Here is a 19,149-nt window from a genome sequence, read left to right as displayed (position 1 = left end):
TCAATGTATGGCATCAAACTCCCCCTGGCATAACCTCTACAACACGAAGCGATGGTACCGCCTGCGCTATCACCAGTTGCAGAAGCAGCCGCTCTGCGAGTTTCATCTGAAGCGTAACCAGGTGGTGTCGGCTGCTGTTGTGGACCACATCAAGCCGCACAAAGGCGATGAAACTCTCTTTCACGATCCGGAAAATTTACAAAGTTTATGCAAACGCTGCCACGACTCAGTGAAGCAGCGCATGGAGAACGGCGGAACGGTGACCGAGTTCGATGACGAGGGCCGGGTTATCTGGTAACAGGAGCACGCAATGCAAGACCTGAAGATTGAATACCGCGATGGCAAGCTGATTGAACTGAGCATTGATGGCGTGAGCTTTAACGATCTCACCTCGATCACCTTCAGCCACGAGGCAGGTAAGTCACTGCCAACCGTCAGCCTGACCATGCCGCTCGGCGTCGGCGATCGGCTCGTGTCCGCCAGCCTGTCCCGCGAAAACCTGCGGATTATCGAAAAATGAGATTCATTCTCGTTTGATGGTCGCGAGAGCAGGGGGAGGGTAAAACTCTGACGCCTGGCCGACAAAGACCGCGCTCCCAGTTTTATTTTTAAAAACGTCCAGAAAAAAAGGAAAAAAGCGATGGCACAGCGAGGCAGAAAGTCTCTGGCTGCGACGTCGGCTGCCTCGCTGCCGGTACTGGCTGAAAGTAGGCTGCAGCCGTCCATTCACCTGAGCGATCCGGAGATTAACGTCTGGGTCCGGCTGGTCAATGACAACCCGGCCAGCTCATTCACCGAAACACACCGGGACATGCTGGAGATGTACTGTCGGCATGTGGTGCAGGCCCGGCTGCTCACAACCCAGATTGAAGAGTTCGAGCTCGAGTGGCTGGCCCGGGATGACGGTCTTAAGCGCTACGACAAACTTCTTACGATGCGCGAGCGGGAGGTGCGATCGGCATCCTCTCTTGCGACCCGCCTGCGGATCACCCGCCAGGCTACAGCCGACCCTAAAACGGTTGGCCGTGCTAACAACAATCTCGCTCGGGAGAAAAAGCCCTGGGAAATTGATTAAGGCTCTTTGATGGCTAAAAAAAATCTGACAAGAGCCGAGAGGAATATCCTCTGGTGCGAAAGAAATATCGTCATCCCTGAAGGTAAGTTCGTCGGCCAGCCCCTGAAAATGGCTGAGTTCATGAAGGACGATTTCAGGGCCATATTCGACAACAAGCATGGCACACGCCGGGCGATCATCAGCCGCGGGCGTAAGAACGCCAAAACTGTGGAAACCGCCATGCTAATGCTGCTCTACCTGGTAGGACCGGAGGCAGCACCTAACTCGCAGCTGTATTCGGCGGCGCGGTCCCGCGATCAGGCTGCCATCCTGTTTAATCTGGCGTCAAAGATGTGCCGCATGAACCCGGTGCTCATGCAGTATGTCGCGATCAAGGATTCAGCCAAGGAGATTCACTGCCCGGAACTGGGCTCTTACTATCGCGCACTGAGTGCTGAGGCAACCACGGCCTACGGTTTCTCGCCGCGATTTGTTGCACACGATGAACTTGGGCAGGTACGCGGACCGCGTGACCCGCTCTATGAGGCGCTGGAGACCGCGACTGCCGCCCAGGACAACCCCATTTCGGTGATCATCAGTACCCAGGCTCCTGACGCAAGTGATCTGCTCAGCCTGCTGATTGATGACGGCCTGACCGGTGCTGACCCGAGAACGGTGGTCCGGCTCCAGACCGCGCCGGAAGATATCGATCCTTTCTCGGTTGAAGCCATCCGGCTGGCAAACCCGGCCTTCGATGTATTCATGAACCAGAAAGAAGTGCTGGATATGGCCGCCAGCGCGAAGCGTCTCCCGTCGCGCCAGGCAGAGTTTGAGAACCTGGTGCTTAACCGGCGCGTGGAGGCTAAAAGCCCGTTCGTCAGCCAGACCGTCTGGCACATGAACAAGGAAGAGCCTGACGATCTCACTGGTAAAACCGTGTGGGGCGGGCTCGACCTCTCCAGCGTGTCAGACCTTACCGCGCTGGTGCTCAACACGACACAGGGTGATGTGCACTGTAAGTTCTGGTTGCCTGAAGAGGGGCTGGCAGACAAGGCGCGCAATGATCGCGTGCCGTATGACATCTGGGCGAAGCAGGGCTTTCTTAACACAACGCCAGGCAAGGCCATTGAATACGCCTTTATCGCCCGCGAGTTGCGGCGCGTGTTCGATATCTGCAACGTCCGGGCGCTGGCGTTCGACCGCTACAACATGCGTTTTCTTCGCCCGCATCTGATTGATGCCGGGTTTACTGAGGCAGAGCTCGAGCGGTTCGTTGAGTTCGGCCAGGGCTTTGTCTCGATGTCCCCGGCGCTCAGGGAACTGGAAGCCAGGCTGCTGGGCGCGCAACTGAAGCACGGCAACCACCCCATTCTCGAAATGTGCGCCAAGAACGCCACGGTTATTACCGATCCCGCCGGAAACCGTAAGTTTGTAAAAGGTAAATCCAGCGGGCGTATCGACGGCATGGTTGCACTGGCCATGTCTGTCGGCGCGCAGACGAGCGATGAGGTGGAAGACCAGGGCGACGTTAACGACTTTATCTATAACTTTTTGAGCATCTAGCATGGCAGAAACCGACTACAGCATTGACCTGCGGACACGTTCGCCATTCTGGGCGCGCATGGCCTCTATTCTGACCGGTGGCCGACTGGTTACACCGGATAACGGCTCGCAGATGGCGGGCACATCAGCTCACGGCACTGTCGGGGAATCGGTGGTGAGCGATGAGCGCAACATGTCGATCAGCACCGTATGGGCCTGCATCAGGCTCATCTCCACCGTCACAGCCTCTTTACCGCTGGACGTTTTTGAAACCGTCGACGATCAGCGTAAGAAAGTCGACAACACCAACCCGCTGGCGAAGCTTCTCCGCTTCCGGCCCAACAACTTCATGACCGCGCTTGAGTTTCGCGAGGCGATGACAATGCAGCTCTGCGCGTACGGCAACGCCTACGCGCACCTGGAGCGAAACAGCGTGGGTGATGTCATCAGCATGCTGCCGCTGCTGAGCGCGAACATGGATGTCCGGCTCGATGGCAAAAATGTCATCTACCGCTACCGGCGCGACAGCGAGTATGTGGATTTTAAGCCTAAAGAGATTTTCCACCTTAAAGGCTTCGGCTTTAACGGGCTGGTGGGGTTGTCGCCGCTGGCGTTCAGCGCCAAATCTGCAGGCGTGGCGATCGCTATGGAGGATAACCAGCGGGAGTTCTTCGCCAACGGCGCGAAGTCGCCGCAAATCCTGATGACTGACGGCAAGGTGCTGACTAAAGAGCAGCGCGGGCAGCTGGAGGAAAACTTCAAGGAGATTGCCGGTGGCCCGGTGAGAAAACGCCTCTGGATCCTGGAGAGTGGATTTACCACCCAGCCTATTGGCATCTCGCCTCAGGACGCGCAGATGCTTGAGGCGCGCAAGTTTCAGGTGGCAGAGCTGGCGCGCTTTTACGGTGTTCCTCCGCACCTGGTCGGTGATGTTGAAAAAACAACTTCATGGGGCAGCGGCATTGAGCAGCAGAACCTCGGTTTTCTGCAGTACACCCTGAAACCCTATCTCGATCGCTGGGAATACAGCATTGAGCGCTGGCTGGTCAAAGAGTCCGATCAGGGCAGGCTCCACGCCGAGCATAACCTGGATGGACTGCTTCGCGGTGATTCAGCGAGCCGCGCCGCATTCATGCAAACGATGGTCAATACCGGGATCCGGACCGTTAACGAGGTGCGGCGACTGGATAACCTTCCGCCATTGCCTGGCGGTGATGTGGCAACGCGCCAGTCGCAGAACGTACCCATTACCGATCTCGGAACAAACAAAGAGCCCCGCACTGACGGGGCTTAATTTTTATGGGGGCCATGATGCCTGATATTCACAAGACGCTGGCGTTCGACCAGACCGAAATTAAGTTTACCGGTGACGGCAGCAAGGGAACGTTTGAAGGTTACGCCTCGGTATTCAACAACACCGACTCGGATGGCGACATTATTTTACCCGGCGCGTTCGCTGGCGTGGTCGCTAACCAGAGCCGCCAGGTGGCGATGTTCTTTAACCACCAGACGCGCGCCATCCCGGTCGGCAAGTGGGATGCCATGCATGAGGACGAGAAGGGTCTGTTTGTGCGCGGGCAGCTCACCCCCGGGCTAAGTCTGGCCGAAGACCTGAAGGCAGCCATGCAGCATGGCACTGTCGAGGGGATGTCGGTCGGGTTTTCTGTCGGACCGGACGATTACAGCGTCGGCACTACCGGCCTAATTTTCAAAAACATCTCGTATCTCCGGGAGATCAGCGTCTGCACATTCCCGGCTAACGAGCTGGCGGGCGTGACCGCCATGAAAAGTATCGACGGCATCAAAACCATTCGTGACGCGGAGGCCTGGCTGAGGGATTCAGTCGGTCTTACGCGCGCTGAAGCGCAGGCGTTTATCGCCCGCGTGAAGACCGCAGGCCGAAGCGAGTTCGGCGGCGGCGACATTGACGCGCTTGCACAGCGCATAACTTCCTTTGCCGCTAACCTGCGGAACAAGTAACGGAGCACCACATGTCTGAATTATCTGTACTGGAAAAAGCGATCGAGAACTCCCAGAAAGAAGTGAAGGAGCTCATCGAGGAGCAGCGTAAGTCCATCAACCAAAATGGTGAGATCAACAAACAGCTGCAGACCGACCTGGCTAAAGCCCAGGATGAACTGAAAAGCACCGGCAACCGCCTGTTCGATCTTGAGCAGAAACTGGCTGGCAACTCGCCTGAACAGACCGCCAAGAAGTCCTTTGCAGAGCGCGTGTCCGAAGACCTGATGAAGGGCTGGGATGGCTCCCGCACCAAAGCGAAAGTGACCAGCTTCGACAAGGTGATCGGGTCAGGAGCGAACTCTGCCGGCGCTCTGGTTCTGCCGCAGCAGCAGCCGGGCATCCTGATGCCGGGTCTCCGTCGCCTGACCGTACGTGATCTGCTGGCGCAGGGGCGCATTACCAGCAACGCGCTGGAATACGTTCGTGAGAACGTGTTTACCAACGCAGCCGCGCCAGTGGCAGAAGGTACGCTCAAGCCTGAAAGTAACATCACCTTCACCAAAGAAACGGCGAACGTGAAGACTATCGCCCACTGGATCCAGGCATCGCGCCAGATTATGGACGATGCGCCTGCCCTCGAGTCTTACATCAACTCCCGCATGATGTATGGCCTGGCGCTGGTGGAAGAGAACCAGATGCTGAACGGGGATGGCACCGGCGACAACCTCCAGGGGCTGAACGTGGTGGCGAACGACTACGAAACCGCACTGAACGCGACCGGGGATACCGGTGCTGATGTTCTGGCACATGCCATCTATCAGGTGTCGCTGAGCGAGTTCGAAGCCGACGGCATCATTCTTAACCCGGCGGACTGGCACCGCATCGCGCTGCTGAAAGACGCTAACGGCAACTACATTCTTGGCGGCCCGCAGGCGTTTGCCTCCAAAGTGCTCTGGGGTCTGCCGGTGGTGTCGACCACGGCGCAGACGGCAGGGAAATTCACCGTTGGCGCGTTTGGGCTGGCATCTCAGGTGTGGGATCGCATGGATGCCACTATCGAGATTAGTAATCAGGATCGCGATAACTTCGTTAAAAACATGCTGACCATCCTGTGCGAAGAGCGTCTGGCGCTGGCGCACTATCGTCCTGCGGCCATCGTTACCGGTGATATTACCGTCGGTACCGGCGCATAACAGAAGGGCGCGGTCAGCAATGGCCGCGTAAACGCTATGAAAATTAAAGCTCTCCGTATGTTCTCGCACTACCACCTCGGCACCGTTTCTCAGGGCGAAACCCGCATCGTGAAAAAGGAGATCGGCGAGGCGCTGGTGAAACTGCATCTGGCAGAAGAGGTTGAGCCTGAAAAGGCAGAAACGCCAGATCCCGAAAAACCGAAAACCGGGGGTAAAGGTGGAAATAAGCGCGGAGCAGATGGCGCAGATAAAGGCGCATCTCAGGGTTGATAGCGACGCCGAAGATACGCTTATCGGCGCATACGCATCGGCCGCCGTTGATTATGTTGAGCATTTCTGTGACGGTGCGCTGGTGGAGGTACTGACGCCGCCAGCAGAAGAAAAAGAGCCTCCCCGAGAGGTTCTTTTTACTTCCGGCATCTGGGCGGCAATGCTTTTGCTGATTGGCCACTGGTATGCGAACCGTGAAGCCGCGTCGCAGAATCTGGCGGAAACGCCGCTTGGCGTCGAGGCGTTGCTTTTACAGCACCGGCGGTGGCACTGATGGCCTGCTCCGGATGCGCCGCCCGGCGTGAATGGCTTAAAAAGTGGATGAAAATCGCCTATGAACGATCAACAGGTAAATCAGCTGCTGGCAGCACTGGCAGCACAGACAAAGGCACTGAACGAACAGACCGCCGCGATAACCCGCCTGGCGGTATCAAATGAGGAACTGTCCTCGCTTATATTGCGGGATCTCGCTGGCGACATAGAAACCACAACGATTGATTCCCCGCACCCCACCTACCTCAGCACCAGGCCCAGGGGGTAGCCATGCAGGCCGGGAAACTTAATAAACGAATCACGCTGCAAAAGCCTGTTAAAACGCAGAGCCCGGCCACTGGCGCGATCGTTAATGGCTGGGCTGATGTGGCTGAGCTGTGGGCTAACGTTACCGATTTGTCTGCGCGCGATTTTGTGGCCGCGCAGGCGGGACAGAGCGAGGTAACCACTCGGATCACTATCCGCTGGCGTGATGATGTCACGGATAAGCACCGCATTCTTTACCGTGGCCGCGTTTACGATATTCAGGGCGTGCTGGAAGACGATAAAAGCGGCCGGGAATACCTGACGCTGCCATGCTCGCGGGGGGTTAACGATGGCTGACGGCGTTGATTTCAGCATAATCGGTGTTGAGGCGTTGCTGGGGAAACTATCCTCCGTCAGTGACGATCTGCGCAGTCGCGGCGGGCGGGCTGCTCTCAGGCGCGCCGGTAACGTGATTGTCGAAAAAGCGAAAGCGAACGCCAGCCGAATCGATGATCCGCATACTGGCCGCAGCATTGCCGCAAACGTGGCAATGCGCTGGAACGGGCGGGTTTTTAAAACCACCGGCAATCTGGGTTTTCGGATCGGCGTTCTTCACGGTGCCGTCCTGAAAAAAGATCCTGACCTTGGTGAGAATGCGCCCACGCCACACTGGCGACTGATTGAGTTCGGTACCGAGAATGTGCGGGCGCAGCCGTTTATGCGCCCTGCGGCTGAAAGCAGTGTCGGTGAGGTGGTGAACGTCTTTGCTACTGAATACGAAAAGGCCATTGACCGTGCCATCAAGCGCGCGGCGAAAAAAGGAGTGCCTCCATGATTGCGCCGATCTTTAGCGTCTGCGCCGCCAGCCCGTCGGTGGTTGCACTGCTGGGCGGCGACACGCTGCGCCTCTATCCGTTCGGCCAGCAGGACGACAACGTGGTCTATCCCTACGTGGTGTGGCAGAACGTCACCGGCTCACCGGAGAACTATCTCGCGCAACGGCCCGATGTCGATTCGTTCACCCTGCAGGTTGATGCATATGCCGACACCGTGGACGACGTGATCGCTGTTGCCGCCGCGCTACGCGACGCTATCGAGCCACACGCATATATCACGCGCTGGGGTGGGCAGGAAAAAGACCCCGAAACCAGACGCTACCGCTATTCGTTCGACGTGGACTGGATAGTGAAGCGATAACCCTCTCACCGGCCCTGAGCCGGTTTTTTTATGACCGGAGATAAACCATGTCTGTATTAACTCAAGGCACGCAGCTCTATCTGCTCGCCAATGGCGCAGTGAGTGAAGTGGAATGTATTACAGCGTTTTCACCAGGCAGTAACCCTGCTGACCAGATTGAGGATACCTGCCTCGCTGAAAAGAACGATCGTACTTACAAACGCGGGCTTCGTACCCCGGGCGCAGCATCCCTCACGCTGAATGCTGATCCTAAAAATGCCAGCCATATCATGCTTTATAACCTGTCGATTTCCGATGATGAAGCCGATCAGGACCTGACCTTTGCAATTGGCTGGTCTGATGGTGAAGCCGGACCGACGGCAGCCGCCAGCGGCACGAGCGGTGCGGTAGACGGACTGGCGCTGCCCGACAGCCGCACCTGGTTTGTTTTCAAGGGTTACGTCAGCGACTTCCCGTTTGATTTTGCAGCCAACACGGTTGTTTCCACTTCCGCCTCTATCCAGCGTTCCGGCTCTGCCGTCTGGGTACCAAAAGCGAGCGCCTAAAGCATGAAGCTGACATTAGATGCACTGAAACAGGCCGGAGCATTCACCGGCCGCCCGGTAGAGAAAGAAATCACCTGGAAGCAGGGTGAGCAGGAGATCACCGCAACCGTCTATATCCGCCCTATGGGCTACCACTCGGCGATGACCGACGTTATGGCGGCAAATGGCCGGGTGGATGGCGTGGCCGGGCGTATTGCTGCCTCAATCTGCGACGAAGCTGGACATCCGGTGTTTTCCCCGGCGGACATTACCGGCGAAGCGGATCCGGAACGCGGCGCGCTGGATGGTCAGTTGACTATCGCTCTGCTGGTTGCCATCCAGGAGGTTAACGATCTGGGAAAGAGTACCAGCTCAGCGCCGAAGACGAGTTCTGGTGCGAGCTCGTCCTCAACGGCATCGGCGGAAGAACCATCGCCGAAGCGCGGGAAGCGATCAGCTTCAAAGAGTCGCAGCTCTGGGCGAAATACCGGGAACAATACGGCAGCCTGAACCCGATTATGCGAACGGAGTGGGGCGCTGCGCTGATCTCCTCCGTTCTGGCAAACGTCAACAAAGGCAAGGATGCTCCGACATTCCGTATCAGTGATTTTGCTCCACATATACCCGAAGCGCCCCTCTCTCTGGAAGATGCAATGAAGGCTTGGAGCTAATCAGGTTAATATTTGTGATACATTTAGATCTTCATAGATGGAGATCTCGTAATGAAAAATTTTGGTTGGCTTCTTTCTTTAATTGGCGTGTTACTTGGTATATATGCCCTATTAATGGATGTGACTGTCCCTGTGGGAGATGGCACGAATGTTGTTAATTTCGGGCTGCTTTCTCTAAGGCAGAATCTAGTGATAATTGCAGGTTTTTTGTTCTTAGGTGGCCTGATAGTCTCAGCATTAAGAAGGAAGAGGAATGTTCCTGTAGTAGATTTCACTGAGCTAGAACGCATTGATGCAAAATATTTTGTTATCCAAGCTGATGGCGGTGAACGCCTTGATATTTTAGCCATTGATAGGGTAACACTCATGCTTTTAGGGAAATATAGCAAGAGTAGTGTTTCAGATATCATGCTGATGAACAGACCTCTTATTGATAAATGGTTAACTTCTTTGCCTGTTGAACTGCAAAAGGATTTTAGGAGGCAGTTAGAAATTAGGCTAAAAGAGAACAGCTAAATGAGCCCCGCTTAGCGGGGTTTTTTTTGGAGAAAAAATGGCTAGTAAATCTCTTGGCACCCTCACGATAGATCTAATAGCCAAGGTGGGCGGTTTTGTTGCGGGAATGGATAAGGCCGAGCGCTCATCAGGGAAATGGCGCAAGCAAATAGAGGAAGACGCTAAAGCTGTCGGTTCAGCTATTTCGTCAGTAGGGGTCGCTGCGGCAGGTGCGGCGGTAACCGCAAGCGCTGCTGGCATTGTTTTGCTGAAGTCCACTTCTGAGCAAATCACAGAAACCGATCGCTGGGCAAAATCTCTGCGCGTCTCGACCCAAGAGCTTCTTGCGTGGCAGTTTGCAGCAGAAAAAGCCGGGGTATCTGGTGACCAGATGGCTGATATTTTCAAAGATATTGGCGATAAAATTGGTGATGCTGTACTTAATAAGTCAGGTGAGGCTGTTGATGCGCTAAATGCGTTGGGTTTATCAGCAGATAAGTTATCCAAAACCACTCCAGATAAACAACTTTTGGCTATTGGTGAGGCTTTAAGTAAAGTCTCTACTAACGCCGGGAAGATAACCATTCTTGAAAGTCTTGGTAATGACTTATCAAAACTACTCCCGCTTTTTGATAATAATAATGAAAAATTAAAGTCATTTATTCAACAAGCTAAAGATTATGGTGTTGCTCCTGACGCCAAGTCTATTAATGACCTGTTGAAAGTTAACGAGCTTTTTCAAGATATAGATGCTCAAGTTAAAGGGCTGAAAATTGAAATCGCTAGTGGACTCGCAAAAGTAGACTTGTCTCAATTAAATAAGTCTCTCAGCGATGTAAAAAACATCTTAACCGATCCTTCTGTTTTGCAAGGCCTGGCTTCTCTTGTGAGCCAGATAGCTGGGCTGGCGGGATGGATGGCAAAGGCGGCATCTGAGGCTGGTAAGCTTGCAGTAGCGTCGGGAAATAGAATGGCCGCCTTAGGCGGGAATGTCGATATGTCAAATATCGATCAGATAAATGAGCGTATTGAATATCTTCAGGGAAACCTTTCGGGGCGAGACGGTTTCTATTCCCAAGGTGAGTCTTTCTTTGGCTGGCTAACAGGCGGGGATGACAGCGTAAAAACCTTGAGTCAAGAGCTAAAGGGATTAATCGAACAGCGTGAAAAGCTGTCAGAACAAAAAAATGCTGTGAATCTCCCTCCCACGACTCAAGCTACCACGGCGCCAGCGGGTTCATTTGCGCTTGGAGTTAATGAGGTAAACGGCAAGCCAACGGTTGACGCCGGAGCTAAAAAGCTTGAGGGTGCCTTCAAAGCTACAGAGCAAAGCTACCTTCGCCAGATAGCCCTGATCGACACGACGGGTAAAAAATCAGCTGAGGTTACAGAGCAGCAGAAGCTGCAGTTTGATATCGCTGACGGCAAACTGGAGGGGCTTAACGCGACGCAGCGCCAGCACCTTGAGCAACTGGCCACAGAGGTAGATCGGCTTAATGCTGTTAAAAAGGCCAATGAAGACAATCTTAAAGTGGCCGAATACGTGGCGAACCTGCAGCGCGAGAACGCGAACAGCGCCGCCACCCTCAATGCCGATATCGTAGGTGCTGGCATGGGTGACAAGGCGCGGGATCGTATGCGCGAGCGGCTGGCCGTCGAGCGGGAATTTAACGAAAAGCGCGCTGATCTGCAGCTTCGTTACCTGACTGGTGAAATCAAGAACCAGGGCGAGTACGACCGCTATACAGGTGAGCTCGAAAAGGCCCAGGCCGAGCGCCTCGGCAACTACGAATCCTACTACCAGCAGATAGACCAGCTCGACGCCGACTGGGTGACCGGTGCGCGCGACGGCCTGGCTAACTGGGTTGATGACGCCACGAACTACTCCTCTCAGGCTGCCAGCGCAATGCAGAGCGCGATGTCCGGCATTACCAGCAATATTGTCGATATGCTCAACGATAACGAGGCTTCCTGGAAGGACTGGAGCGTCAGCGTCCTGAAGTCGATCCAGACCGTGCTGGTTAATATGGCAATCGCCAACGCTGTCAGCAGTATCGGCTCGCTTTTCAGCTTTGGCGCGGCAGCGGGCGGCAGCACGCCTTCAGGTTCATATGCCAGCGCGGCGGCAGGCGTAAAGCTAAATGCCAAAGGCGGAGTGTACGAATCCGCCGATCTGAGCAAGTTCAGCAACAGCATCGTCAACAGCCCGACCATGTTCGCGTTCGCTAAAGGCGCTGGCCTGATGGGTGAAGCCGGGCCGGAGGCGATCATGCCGCTGACGCGTGCCGCCGACGGCTCGCTGGGTGTCCGGGCACTGGATTCCGGTCAGGGGCAGGGCGGCGGCCTGTCCGTCAGTATCGGCGATATCAATTTCAACTCCCAGACGCAGCAGCCGGCCAGCCAGGGTATTGCCAGCGCCGCTGGCCGCCAGCTTACGGATGCGATCCTGCGCACGGTCAACGATGAAGTCAGCCGCCCCGGCACACCTCTCTGGCGGGCAATCAAAGGAGTTTAACCTTGGCCGTAGAAACTTTTACCTGGTGCCCGCGTGTCGGCGCACAAAGTGACACCAGTTTCCGGACGCGTAAGGCGCAGTTCGGGGACGGATATGCCCAGGTGTCGGGCGACGGTATCAACCCCAGGACGCCGCAATGGACCGTCAGCTTTACCGGAAAGGAGACCTATATTCTGGAGATAAAAGCCTTTCTTGAGCGGCACGCGGGCTGGAAATCTTTTCAGTGGAAGCCGCCTCTCGAACCCGCAGGTCTTTACCGATCCGAATCCGTCAATATTGTTACCCACGGTGCCGGTCTCTACACCCTCAGCACCACCTTCACACAGGCATTTCATCCATGAGCATTTCATCTGACGTACAGAAGCTGGAGCCCGGCGAAAAGGTCAAACTGCTGGAGGTGGACGGCTCGGCGTTCGGCGCCGGCATCCTGCGATTTCACAACGAGACGATCGCACACACCGAGGCCGAGCTTGCCGCAGCAGGAGGAGACGAAACTCTTCTCGATCCGAAGTCGCTATGGTGGCAGGGAGTGGAGTACAGCGCCTGGCCTTTCCAGCTGGAAGGGCTGTCCTTCAGCAGCGACGGCCAGAGCGCCAGGCCAAAACTGACCGTGGCAAATATCAAGGGAACCATCGGCGCGCTGTGTCGCCGGTTCCAGGGCATGGCCCGGGCGAAGGTCACTATCCATGAAACCTTTGCCCACTATCTGGATGCCCGCAATTTTTCGCAGGGCAATCCGGATGCCGACCCGCTGGAGGAGCGCAAGCAGGTCTTTTATGTGGATCGTAAATCCGGCGGCGATGACGAAACGGTGGAGTTTGAGCTGTCCAGTCCCGCCGACCTGCGCGGCCAACAGATCCCGACGCGCCAGATCCAGCCGCTGTGTACCTGGTGCATGCGGGGCTGGTATAAAACCGGTAACGGCTGCACCTACGCCGGGCAAAACGGCTGGTTCGATAAAGACGGTAATCAGGTGGATGACCCGGCGCTGGATGTCTGTTCCGGCCTGCTTTCGACCGGCTGTAAACCGCGATTCGGCGAAAACGAGGAGCTGGATTTTGGCGGTATGCCAGGCGCTTCCCTTCTCAGGAGTTAACCATGCGCAGTAAAACGATCAGTGCCATTCTGGCGCACGCTGAATCAGCTTTCCCCTCAGAGTGCTGCGGGCTGGTTATCCAGAAGGGCCGGGTAGAAAAATACATTCCCTGCGAGAACCGCGCCGCCGCCCCCGGTGAGCAGTTCGAGATCGCCCCCGAGGATTATGCCGCAGCGGAGGACCAGGGCACGGTGGTGGCCGTGGTTCACAGCCATCCGGGCGACGGAGCAACCACACAGCCCAGCGAGCTTGACATGCTGATGTGTGATGCCACCGAGGTGCCCTGGGTGATCGCCTCATGGCCTGAGGGCGATATCCGCACTATCACGCCCCGCGGCGATCGTCCGCTGACTGGCCGCCAGTTCGTACTGGGGCACGCCGACTGCTGGACGCTGCTGATGGATTACTTCCGCACAGAACATGGCATCACGCTGCCCAATTACAGCGTGGAGCGCCACTGGTGGGAGCAGGGCGAAAACCTGTATATGGATAACTGGTACGAATGTGGTTTCCGTGAATTCAGCGGGCCGCCGCGCCCGGGCGATGTGGTCATCATGCAGGTCCAGTCGCCTGTGGCAAACCATGCCGGTGTGCTGCTGGAGGGCAACATGCTGTTGCATCACATGTACGGACAGCTGAGCCAGCGGGTGCCGTACGGGGGCTATTACCTCGACCGGACCATCAAAATTGTCCGACATCAGGAGTTGATGTAATGCAGAACTGCACCGTGATCAAACTGAGCGGCTCAATGGCGCAGCGCTTCGGGCGAACCCATTACCGCGTGCTCGATACGTCGAAGGAGGTTTTCCGGGCGCTCTCGGCGACTATTGACGGCTTTGAGGCCTGGATGCGGCAGGCGCGGGCGCTGGGCCTTGATTTCGTTATCTTCCGCAACCGTCGCAACATCGGGGAGGACGAGTTCGGGATGTGCAGCGCCGGTAATGAGCTGCGCATTATTCCTGTCATTCGCGGCAGTAAGCGCGCGGGCGTGTTCCAGATCGTGGCCGCCGCCGCCATCGCCGCCTTTGCCTGGTGGAACCCGATCGGCTGGACCGCTGCCACGCAGGGTGCGCTGTATGCTGCTGCCGGATCTATGGCCGTCGGCGGCGTGGTTCAGATGCTTTCTCCGCAGGTGGCCGGGCTGCGTTCGCGGGAGGATCCGGACAATAAACCCTCCTATGCGTTCGGCGGTCCGGTGAATACCACTGCCGCCGGTAACCCGGTACCGCTGCTGTACGGGCAGCGTGAAATTGGCGGGGCCATCATTTCGGCGGGCATCTACACCGAAGACCAGCAGTAATTCTCTTTTCATCCCGGGCCGCCTTATGGCGGCTTTTTTTATGGGCGAAATATGACCACGAAAATAAAAGGCCGCAAGAGTGGCAGCAAAAAGGGGCACACTCCGGTTGAGTCTCCGGACAGCGCCCAGTCGATCGCCCGGGCCAAGATGCTGATCGCCCTGGGCGAAGGGGAGTTTGCCGGCGGGCTGACAGGGCAGACAATTTTTTTCGGTGACGGAACTTCTTATACACCGCTGCAGAACACTGACGGCTCGGAAAACTTCCCCGGTGTGGTCTGGGAGTTCCGATCCGGTGTGCAGGACCAGTCTTACATTCAGGGCTTCCCCGGCGTTGAAAACGAGCTGACTGTTGGCTATGAGCTGAAGTTCGCTGTGCCGTACATCCGCGCAATTTCGAACACGCAGTTGTCAGCGGTACGGGTCCGCGTAGGCTGGGCGACCCTGCTCTGGCAGAAGGATAACGGCGACAAGGTTGGTACCCGTGTGGAATACGCCATCGATCTGTCTGTTGATGGCGGCACATACGAGACGGTGATTAACGGTGTTGTGGACGACAAGGCGACGACTCTCTACGAGCGAAGCCACCGTATAAACCTGCCGAAGGCCACCACCGGCTGGCAGCTGCGCGTGCGCCGCGTCTCTCCGGACGCCACAAGCATCAACGTCGTCGATACGATGAAGGTGCAGGCGGTTACCGAGATCATCGATGCCAAGCTTCGCTATCCGCATACCGCGCTGCTGTACGTTGAATTTGATGCCCGGCAGTTCCCGAACGGCATTCCGCAGGTGGTGTGCAGCCCGAAAGGGCGGATCATCCGGGTGCCCGATACCTATGATCCGGAGACCCGGACCTACAGCGGGACCTGGACGGGCACTTTTAAATGGGCCTGGACCGATAACCCGGCCTGGATTTTCTACGATATCGTCCTGAGCGAGCGCTTTGGCCTCGGCCAGCGTATTGGCTCTGAGCAGCTTGACCGCTGGGAGCTGTACCGCATCGCGCAGTATTGCGATCAGCTGATCCCGGATGGCAGAGGCGGCATGGAGCCACGCCACCGCTGCAACGTGTACATTCAGGACCGGGCGGACGCATGGACGGTGCTGCGTGACCTGGCGGCGCGGTTCCGGGGTATGACCTACTGGGGCGACAACCGCATGTATGTCCTGGCGGATATGCCGGACGACACCTCGCACATCTACAATCATGCCAACGTGGTCAACGGCAAATTTACCTTCTCCGACCCCAGCGAGACGACGCGCTACACCACGGCGCTGGTCAACTGGTCAGATCCAAAAAATCATTACAAAGATACACCTGAACCCGTTTACGACAACGAGCTGGCAATGCGCTACGACTACCGCCAGATTGAGCTGACGGCTATCGGGTGTGATCGCCAGTCAGAGGCAAACCGCCACGGGCGCTGGATCCTGTTGACGAATGGGGCGGGCGAGGTAGTGACGTTCGATACCGGCCTGGATGTACCGTCGGTAGGGAAAGTTATTGGTGTGGCCGCGAATGAACTGGCCGGGCGTATTATCGGCGGGCGCATCAGTGCAGTGAACGGGCGCACCGTTAAGCTTGACCGTGCAGCCGACGTCAAGCCAGGGGATCGCCTTTTCGTTAACCTGCCTTCCGGATCTGCGCAGGCGCGCACTGTCCAGGCTGTTAATGGTGACATGGTTACCGTCACCACCCCCTGGAGCGAGACGCCGGAAGCGGAAAGCAACTGGGCGGTCGAGGCTGACGATCTGTATATGGCGCTATTTCGCGTAACGGCCGTCACCGACAACAACGACGGCACCTATGCGGTCACCGGCACAACGTACAACCCCGATCTTTACTTCGCTGTGGATCATGGTGCCCGCCTCGATGAGCGTCCAATCAGCGTCATTCCGCCAGGTGTGCAGGCGCCCCCGGATAATGTCTCAATCGACAGTTACTCGCAGGTCAACCAGGGGATTGCTGTCACCACTATGCGTGTGGCCTGGGATTCCGTTCCCGGCGCCATAGCTTATGAGGCCCAGTGGCGAAAAGACTCCGGCAACTGGGTCAGTGTGCCGCGTACCTCAACTCAGGGCTTTGAGGTGACGGGTATTTATGCTGGCCGCTACCTGGTGCGCGTGCGCGCCGTTAATGCGATGGACGCATCAAGTGTCTGGAGTTTTTCGGATGAGGTGGCGTTAACCGGCAAAGTGGGCAATCCGCCTAAACCTGTCGGCCTCACCGCGTCGGATAACGTGGTGTTTGGCATCGAGCTTAACTGGGGGTTTTCAGAGAACACCGGCGACACGCTGAAGACGGAAATTCAGTACAGCGTTACTGGATCCGATGATGACGCCATGCTGCTGGCCGACGTGCCGTACCCGGCGCGAAAGTATCAGCAGATGGGCCTGCGGGCCGGGCAGATTTTCTGGTACCGCGCGCAGCTGGTGGACAAAACCGGTAACGAGTCGGGCTATACCGACTGGGTGCGCGGGCAGGCGAGTATCGATGTCAGCGACATCACCGACGCCATTCTGGAGCAGATCAAAGACACCGAACTCTTCAAGGACCTTATCAAGAACGCTGTCGAGACAAGCCAGACAGTTGCGGACATGGCTGCCTCAATAGCCGAAAATGCCGATCAGCTGGCGGCGGCCGTCGGCGCAAACCGGGAAACTGCCGAGGGCGTCATTAAAAACGCTCTGGCCATCGCAGAAGTGACGTTCCGGCAGTCGGCCCAGAACGGTGAGAACTCGGCGCAGTTCGAGCAACTGCGGCAGGTGATTGCCACAGAGACCGAGGCGCGGGTTACCGACGTCACCCGGCTGGATGCATCGACGGCAGCAAACGCAGCGGGCATCACTGAGGTGCGCGAGGCGATCGCCACCGAGGAAGAAGCGCGGGCGACGGCGGTTAGTCAACTGACGGCAGCAACTAAAACCGCCGCTGATAAAGCCGATGCGGCAAGTGATGCAGCTGATGCAGCTACTGAGCAGGTGGCGCAAAACACCGCGGCGATCACCGAACTCGATCAGGTGGTCACCACGCTGGACAGCGCCACGGCCTCCCGGTTCGATGAGCTGGCGGGCCAGACATCGGAGGCCAGCGGCAGTGTGCAGAATACGGCGGTAGCCCTGATTGAGAACACGCTGGCGCAGGTCAGTGCCCGGCGGACCCTGACGGCGGTGAATGCTGCCAACAGCGCCCAGATTGACCGCATTGATACGGTAGCGGTCAGCGACCGGGAAGCTACTGCACAGTCCATGCTGCAGATGTCCTCCCGGGTGGACAGTGCTGTCGCCTCGATCAACAGCATCAACCAGACGTTTGCTGATTACCGGCAGTCCACGGCATCGCAGATCACCTCGCTGACGGCCACGATCGGTGGCGTCAGTTCGTCAGTGACAACAAACGCCCAGGCGCTGGCTGACGTCAACGGCAAGCTGAACGCGATGTACAGCATCAAGGTAGGTCTTGCCAGTAATGGACAATACTATGCAGCAGGGATGGGGATTGGCGTAGAGAACACACCAGGTGGCATGCAGTCACAGATCGTCTTCCTGGCTGACCGCTTCGCCGTTACCACTACAGCTGGCAGTACGGTGACGCTGCCGTTTGTCATTCAGAACGGGCAGGTAATCATCCGTGATACCGTCATTGGAGACGCCACCATTACGCGCGCCAAACTGGCTGAGACGATCGATTCAGTTAATTTCGTGCCAGCGCAGACGGGTATGTCTATCAACTTCAGGACAGGGGCTGTACAGATCAATGGCGCTAACGCAGGCCAGGGCCGGTTTACGCTCGACAATAACCGGCTCGTTTCGTATGACCAGTACGGACGCCCGGCGGCAGTTATGGGGCAGAGGTTGTAATGCAGACATTTATCCAGGGAACCTCGTTTGACGCCATAAACTCGATGGCGGTTAACTACGTGATGGATGTGCTGGATATTTCCGGTTCGGGTAGCAAATCCTACCCCGCCGGATGTACCTACCAGGCGTCGCTACTTATCGAGTCGGTGATCCAGGCGATGCCGACTAATAACCCGTATCAGGTAACTGTTTCCGGGAATGTCGTCTCATGGAATGTGGCGACGCCGATCCGACTGGTAGTATTCGCCTCACCCAATACGGGGCGGGAGTCGGATTATTACGGATTCTCGCTCTACTCCTACGACGGCAACGGTAACCGGACAATTAAACTGGCGCCTGACTTCACCCCGTTTTGCCTGGTCAGCGTGATTGATGTTCCGCCGGGTAGCCAGAATATCGCCTCATCAATCCCGCTGGGTCAGAAAATCGTGACATTTATCCGGGCGCGCGACGGCGATGCGCGGATGCCGACGTCCTTTTACCAGCAGTACAATGCGGGGGGTAATTACGGATTCTCGTTCGTGCAGACGGGCGGCATGACGCAAACGGGCTGCCGGATGTACATCTTCTCAAACTACCTCGTTAACATACCTACGCATGGCTTTTTCCTGTACCGGGACGGAGCTATGGTGTGGCACAGCAATTGTCTGCCTTTGAACATGCGACTTTTGGAGGGGGATGCAACGTCGGGATCCCCAGTGGCGGTTACTCCCGGTATCACCTCCGGGATTTATATTCCACAGGATCCATCGAACCCACAATACGGCGGCTACCTGAACATGAACTGTTCCAGCGCGGGTATTTCTGGTGGCGTCTGGAAGGCGTCCTCCGCGGTGGTCTATTCGAGCCGGATTATTTCTTCCAGCGAGGCATCTGCGTTTAAGCCGTGGGCTATCAGCGGCAGGGTGGGCCTTATCGACAGCAGTATCTACGACCAGTATTACCCCTATGCG

Annotated in this window: 24 protein-coding genes; all 24 read left to right on the top strand. The window is 56.8% G+C overall.

From position 1 onward, the window contains the following. Positions 1 to 7 precede the first annotated feature (7 nt). Positions 8 to 298, top strand: a complete 291-nt coding sequence (locus EV102420_RS10355; protein ID WP_042391497.1) for an HNH endonuclease — start codon at positions 8 to 10, stop codon at positions 296 to 298. A gap of 12 nt (positions 299 to 310) precedes the next feature. After that, on the top strand, positions 311 to 520 hold the full coding sequence (locus tag EV102420_RS10350; RefSeq protein ID WP_042391496.1) for a hypothetical protein: 210 nt from the start codon (positions 311 to 313) through the stop codon (positions 518 to 520). Between the two features lie 120 nt (positions 521 to 640). Beyond that, positions 641 to 1,075 (top strand): hypothetical protein, encoded by a 435-nt coding sequence (locus EV102420_RS10345; RefSeq protein WP_042391495.1) that lies wholly within the window; start codon positions 641 to 643, stop codon positions 1,073 to 1,075. A gap of 9 nt (positions 1,076 to 1,084) precedes the next feature. Then, positions 1,085 to 2,617: a terminase large subunit gene (locus EV102420_RS10340; protein WP_042391494.1), complete on the top strand. Its 1,533-nt coding sequence runs from the start codon at positions 1,085 to 1,087 to the stop codon at positions 2,615 to 2,617. Position 2,618: 1 nt separating this feature from the next. Then, positions 2,619 to 3,890: a phage portal protein gene (locus EV102420_RS10335; RefSeq protein WP_042391493.1), complete on the top strand. Its 1,272-nt coding sequence runs from the start codon at positions 2,619 to 2,621 to the stop codon at positions 3,888 to 3,890. A gap of 17 nt (positions 3,891 to 3,907) precedes the next feature. Then, a complete protein-coding gene (locus EV102420_RS10330) occupies positions 3,908 to 4,576 on the top strand; it encodes an HK97 family phage prohead protease (RefSeq protein ID WP_042391492.1) in 669 nt (222 codons plus the stop codon). A gap of 11 nt (positions 4,577 to 4,587) precedes the next feature. Then, positions 4,588 to 5,751 (top strand): phage major capsid protein, encoded by a 1,164-nt coding sequence (locus EV102420_RS10325; protein ID WP_042391491.1) that lies wholly within the window; start codon positions 4,588 to 4,590, stop codon positions 5,749 to 5,751. A 36-nt stretch (positions 5,752 to 5,787) separates the two neighbouring features. Continuing rightward, positions 5,788 to 6,021 (top strand): hypothetical protein, encoded by a 234-nt coding sequence (locus tag EV102420_RS10320; RefSeq protein WP_042391490.1) that lies wholly within the window; start codon positions 5,788 to 5,790, stop codon positions 6,019 to 6,021. Continuing rightward, a complete protein-coding gene (locus EV102420_RS10315; RefSeq protein ID WP_042391489.1) occupies positions 5,990 to 6,295 on the top strand; it encodes a head-tail connector protein in 306 nt (101 codons plus the stop codon). Before EV102420_RS10320 ends, EV102420_RS10315 begins: the two co-directional genes overlap by 32 nt. A 60-nt stretch (positions 6,296 to 6,355) precedes the next feature. Beyond that, the gene (locus tag EV102420_RS22055; protein ID WP_042391488.1) at positions 6,356 to 6,562 is read left to right on the top strand and encodes a hypothetical protein; all 207 of its coding nucleotides are present in this window, start codon (positions 6,356 to 6,358) and stop codon (positions 6,560 to 6,562) included. Positions 6,563 to 6,564: 2 nt separating this feature from the next. Continuing rightward, positions 6,565 to 6,897, top strand: a complete 333-nt coding sequence (locus EV102420_RS10305; protein WP_042391486.1) for a phage head closure protein — start codon at positions 6,565 to 6,567, stop codon at positions 6,895 to 6,897. Next, positions 6,890 to 7,375 (top strand): HK97-gp10 family putative phage morphogenesis protein, encoded by a 486-nt coding sequence (locus tag EV102420_RS10300; protein ID WP_042391485.1) that lies wholly within the window; start codon positions 6,890 to 6,892, stop codon positions 7,373 to 7,375. The genes EV102420_RS10305 and EV102420_RS10300 overlap by 8 nt, the downstream gene beginning before the upstream one ends. Further along, positions 7,372 to 7,737, top strand: coding sequence for a tail completion protein gp17 (gene gp17, locus EV102420_RS10295; protein ID WP_042391484.1), 366 nt, complete (start codon positions 7,372 to 7,374; stop codon positions 7,735 to 7,737). Before EV102420_RS10300 ends, gp17 begins: the two co-directional genes overlap by 4 nt. A 47-nt stretch (positions 7,738 to 7,784) precedes the next feature. Then, positions 7,785 to 8,282, top strand: a complete 498-nt coding sequence (locus EV102420_RS10290) for a phage tail tube protein (RefSeq protein ID WP_042391482.1) — start codon at positions 7,785 to 7,787, stop codon at positions 8,280 to 8,282. Positions 8,283 to 8,285: 3 nt separating this feature from the next. Continuing rightward, the gene (locus EV102420_RS10285; RefSeq protein ID WP_042391481.1) at positions 8,286 to 8,771 is read left to right on the top strand and encodes a phage tail assembly chaperone family protein, TAC; all 486 of its coding nucleotides are present in this window, start codon (positions 8,286 to 8,288) and stop codon (positions 8,769 to 8,771) included. Further along, on the top strand, positions 8,768 to 8,932 hold the full coding sequence (locus EV102420_RS22655; protein ID WP_502685195.1) for a phage tail assembly protein T: 165 nt from the start codon (positions 8,768 to 8,770) through the stop codon (positions 8,930 to 8,932). The genes EV102420_RS10285 and EV102420_RS22655 overlap by 4 nt, the downstream gene beginning before the upstream one ends. Positions 8,933 to 8,983: 51 nt before the next feature. Beyond that, positions 8,984 to 9,448, top strand: a complete 465-nt coding sequence (locus EV102420_RS10275) for a hypothetical protein (protein WP_042391479.1) — start codon at positions 8,984 to 8,986, stop codon at positions 9,446 to 9,448. Positions 9,449 to 9,485: 37 nt separating this feature from the next. After that, positions 9,486 to 11,942, top strand: coding sequence for a phage tail tape measure protein (locus tag EV102420_RS10270; RefSeq protein WP_255211676.1), 2,457 nt, complete (start codon positions 9,486 to 9,488; stop codon positions 11,940 to 11,942). 2 nt (positions 11,943 to 11,944) lie between these two features. Beyond that, positions 11,945 to 12,283, top strand: coding sequence for a phage tail protein (locus tag EV102420_RS10265; protein WP_042391478.1), 339 nt, complete (start codon positions 11,945 to 11,947; stop codon positions 12,281 to 12,283). Further along, positions 12,280 to 13,038: a phage minor tail protein L gene (locus EV102420_RS10260; RefSeq protein ID WP_042391477.1), complete on the top strand. Its 759-nt coding sequence runs from the start codon at positions 12,280 to 12,282 to the stop codon at positions 13,036 to 13,038. Before EV102420_RS10265 ends, EV102420_RS10260 begins: the two co-directional genes overlap by 4 nt. Positions 13,039 to 13,040: 2 nt before the next feature. Beyond that, the gene (locus tag EV102420_RS10255; RefSeq protein ID WP_042391476.1) at positions 13,041 to 13,751 is read left to right on the top strand and encodes a C40 family peptidase; all 711 of its coding nucleotides are present in this window, start codon (positions 13,041 to 13,043) and stop codon (positions 13,749 to 13,751) included. Continuing rightward, positions 13,751 to 14,338, top strand: a complete 588-nt coding sequence (locus EV102420_RS10250; RefSeq protein WP_042391475.1) for a tail assembly protein — start codon at positions 13,751 to 13,753, stop codon at positions 14,336 to 14,338. The genes EV102420_RS10255 and EV102420_RS10250 overlap by 1 nt, the downstream gene beginning before the upstream one ends. 51 nt (positions 14,339 to 14,389) lie before the next feature. Next, complete coding sequence (locus tag EV102420_RS10245; RefSeq protein WP_042391474.1) at positions 14,390 to 18,196, top strand: TipJ family phage tail tip protein; 3,807 nt, start codon at positions 14,390 to 14,392, stop codon at positions 18,194 to 18,196. After that, the coding region (locus EV102420_RS10240) for a hypothetical protein (protein ID WP_042391473.1) at positions 18,196 to 19,149 on the top strand (954 nt) is incomplete at its 3' end. The genes EV102420_RS10245 and EV102420_RS10240, both read left to right, overlap by 1 nt.

This window comes from Pseudescherichia vulneris NBRC 102420, from assembly GCF_000759795.1.
Taxonomy (GTDB): domain Bacteria; phylum Pseudomonadota; class Gammaproteobacteria; order Enterobacterales; family Enterobacteriaceae; genus Pseudescherichia; species Pseudescherichia vulneris.
Note: the sequence above shows the minus strand (reverse complement) of the source record. Positions and strands in the feature narration are given on the sequence as shown.

Coding starts and splice junctions, on each gene's coding strand:
- EV102420_RS10335 (WP_042391493.1), top strand. CDS start 2,619: ATGGCAGAAACCGACTACAGCATTGACCTGCGGACACGTTCGCCATTC.
- EV102420_RS10300 (WP_042391485.1), top strand. CDS start 6,890: ATGGCTGACGGCGTTGATTTCAGCATAATCGGTGTTGAGGCGTTGCTG.
- EV102420_RS10285 (WP_042391481.1), top strand. CDS start 8,286: ATGAAGCTGACATTAGATGCACTGAAACAGGCCGGAGCATTCACCGGC.
- EV102420_RS10345 (WP_042391495.1), top strand. CDS start 641: ATGGCACAGCGAGGCAGAAAGTCTCTGGCTGCGACGTCGGCTGCCTCG.
- EV102420_RS22055 (WP_042391488.1), top strand. CDS start 6,356: ATGAACGATCAACAGGTAAATCAGCTGCTGGCAGCACTGGCAGCACAG.
- EV102420_RS10245 (WP_042391474.1), top strand. CDS start 14,390: ATGACCACGAAAATAAAAGGCCGCAAGAGTGGCAGCAAAAAGGGGCAC.
- gp17 (WP_042391484.1), top strand. CDS start 7,372: ATGATTGCGCCGATCTTTAGCGTCTGCGCCGCCAGCCCGTCGGTGGTT.
- EV102420_RS10355 (WP_042391497.1), top strand. CDS start 8: ATGGCATCAAACTCCCCCTGGCATAACCTCTACAACACGAAGCGATGG.
- EV102420_RS10255 (WP_042391476.1), top strand. CDS start 13,041: ATGCGCAGTAAAACGATCAGTGCCATTCTGGCGCACGCTGAATCAGCT.
- EV102420_RS10270 (WP_255211676.1), top strand. CDS start 9,486: ATGGCTAGTAAATCTCTTGGCACCCTCACGATAGATCTAATAGCCAAG.
- EV102420_RS10250 (WP_042391475.1), top strand. CDS start 13,751: ATGCAGAACTGCACCGTGATCAAACTGAGCGGCTCAATGGCGCAGCGC.
- EV102420_RS10330 (WP_042391492.1), top strand. CDS start 3,908: ATGCCTGATATTCACAAGACGCTGGCGTTCGACCAGACCGAAATTAAG.
- EV102420_RS10305 (WP_042391486.1), top strand. CDS start 6,565: ATGCAGGCCGGGAAACTTAATAAACGAATCACGCTGCAAAAGCCTGTT.
- EV102420_RS10275 (WP_042391479.1), top strand. CDS start 8,984: ATGAAAAATTTTGGTTGGCTTCTTTCTTTAATTGGCGTGTTACTTGGT.
- EV102420_RS10320 (WP_042391490.1), top strand. CDS start 5,788: ATGAAAATTAAAGCTCTCCGTATGTTCTCGCACTACCACCTCGGCACC.
- EV102420_RS10290 (WP_042391482.1), top strand. CDS start 7,785: ATGTCTGTATTAACTCAAGGCACGCAGCTCTATCTGCTCGCCAATGGC.
- EV102420_RS10350 (WP_042391496.1), top strand. CDS start 311: ATGCAAGACCTGAAGATTGAATACCGCGATGGCAAGCTGATTGAACTG.
- EV102420_RS10325 (WP_042391491.1), top strand. CDS start 4,588: ATGTCTGAATTATCTGTACTGGAAAAAGCGATCGAGAACTCCCAGAAA.
- EV102420_RS10260 (WP_042391477.1), top strand. CDS start 12,280: ATGAGCATTTCATCTGACGTACAGAAGCTGGAGCCCGGCGAAAAGGTC.
- EV102420_RS10315 (WP_042391489.1), top strand. CDS start 5,990: ATGGCGCAGATAAAGGCGCATCTCAGGGTTGATAGCGACGCCGAAGAT.
- EV102420_RS10340 (WP_042391494.1), top strand. CDS start 1,085: ATGGCTAAAAAAAATCTGACAAGAGCCGAGAGGAATATCCTCTGGTGC.